This is a genomic window from Mesorhizobium sp. M7A.F.Ca.CA.001.10.2.1, from assembly GCF_003998575.1.
GTDB lineage: Bacteria > Pseudomonadota > Alphaproteobacteria > Rhizobiales > Rhizobiaceae > Mesorhizobium.
Map to the genome: position 1 here is coordinate 1 of NZ_RZQY01000937.1, position 1,726 is coordinate 1,726.

2 protein-coding genes and 1 pseudogene are annotated in these 1,726 nt (G+C 64.1%); all 3 read right to left on the minus strand.

Annotated features, from left to right (window positions below):
* Nucleotides 1-340, minus strand: a pseudogene (locus tag EN964_RS33685) (protein-(glutamine-N5) methyltransferase, release factor-specific); the annotation flags it as partial.
* Nucleotides 333-1,412, minus strand: coding sequence for a peptide chain release factor 1 (gene prfA / locus EN964_RS33690; protein WP_127277386.1), 1,080 nt, complete (start codon nucleotides 1,410-1,412; stop codon nucleotides 333-335). The gene prfA and the pseudogene EN964_RS33685, both read right to left, overlap by 8 nt.
* A gap of 10 nt (nucleotides 1,413-1,422) precedes the next feature.
* The coding region (locus EN964_RS33695) for a putative PEP-binding protein (RefSeq protein ID WP_306663835.1) at nucleotides 1,423-1,726 on the minus strand (304 nt) is incomplete at its 5' end.

The window sequence follows — 1,726 nt, forward strand, 5'->3', positions numbered from 1 at the left end:
CCTTGACGAAGGGCAATATCGCCTCGACCAGCGTTTCGGTATCCGGCCGCGGCTCCAGCGTTTCCGGCGACAGCGACAGGCGCAAACCGTAGAATTCACGATAGCCGAGGATGCGATGCACCGGTTCGCCGCCAGCGCGGCGTCTCAGGGCGGCATCGATTTCGGCAACAATGCCGGCGCCGAGCCTGCGTTCAGGGTCCGCAATGGCTTGCGTGCGCGTCGTGCCCGAAAAATGCTCGACGATCAGCCGCGCATCGAGCGCCGGGTCGTCGACAGTGGTGCCAAGCCGGGCCCACGCTTCCCGCAGCAGCGGGCCGAGTGCGTCGGGCAGGTCAGTCATCGATGCCGATGTCGGCGAGCAATTTCGACTGGTGATCGGCAATCAGCGCGTTGATGATCTCGTCGAGTTCACCCATCATCACCCGGTCGAGCTTGTAGAGCGTCAAATTGATGCGATGGTCGGTGACGCGGCCTTGCGGGAAATTATAGGTGCGGATGCGCTCCGAGCGGTCACCGGAACCGACCTGCGACTTGCGCGATTCGGAACGCTCCTCGTCGGCCTTGCCGCGCTCCAGATCATAGAGCCGGGCACGCAGGATCTGCATGGCCTTGGCGCGGTTCTGATGCTGCGATTTCTCCGCCTGCACGACCATGATGCCGGTTGGCAGATGGGTGATGCGGACGGCCGAATCGGTGGTGTTGACGTGCTGGCCGCCCGAACCCGAGGCGCGCATCGTGTCGATGCGGATGTCTTCGGCCCTGATGTCGATGTCGACCTCTTCGGCTTCGGGCAGCACCGCGACGGTTGCGGCCGAGGTGTGGATGCGCCCGCTGGCCTCCGTTGCCGGCACACGCTGCACGCGGTGCACGCCGGATTCGAATTTCAGATGCGCAAAGACGCCTTTGCCCGACACGGTGGCGATGATTTCCTTGAAGCCGCCGGCGTCGCCATCGCTGGCCGAGGCGGTTTCGAAACGCCAGCCGCGTTCGGCGGCGTAGCGCTCATACATGCGAAACAGGTCGCCGGCGAACAGCGCGGCCTCGTCACCGCCGGCGCCGGCGCGGATTTCGAGAATGGCGTTCTTGTCGTCGGCGGCATCCCTGGGCAACAGCAGGATCTGGATATCCTTCTGCAATGCCTCGATGCGCTCCTCGATCTCCGGCAACTCGGCCTCGGCGAGCGCCCGCATCTCGGCATCGGTGCCCTTGTCGGCAAGCATGGCTTCCAGATCGGCCTGTTCACGCTCGGCCAGGCGCAATGCCCTGACCTTGGCCACCATATCCTGGATTTCGGCATATTCGGACGCCATGCGCACATAGGCATCCGGCGCCGGACCAGCCGACATCTGCGCTTCGAGCATCTCGAAACGCTTGACGACTTGATCCATACGATCGCGGGGCAAATTGACCATGATGAGGCTGCTACAATGGGATCGAACGGTCGTCGGCAAAGGCCTGCAGCAGCGCCCGCATCGGCAAGCCCTGTGCCGGAGCCATCAGATTGTCGTCGAAAAACGCCTTCAACTCGTCCAGCGGCAGTTCCGTCAGCATCGCCTTGACCGGACCGATCGAGGCCGGCGACATCGAGATCGAACGGAAACCGAGGCCGATCAGCGCCATCGCCGAGATCGGCTTGCCGGCGAGTTCGCCGCACAGCGTCACCGGCGTATTGTTGCGGACGCCGGCATCGGCGATCTGCTTGAGCACACGCAGGAACGGCGCCGAC

Coding starts and splice junctions, on each gene's coding strand:
- prfA (WP_127277386.1), bottom strand. CDS start 1,412: ATGGTCAATTTGCCCCGCGATCGTATGGATCAAGTCGTCAAGCGTTTC.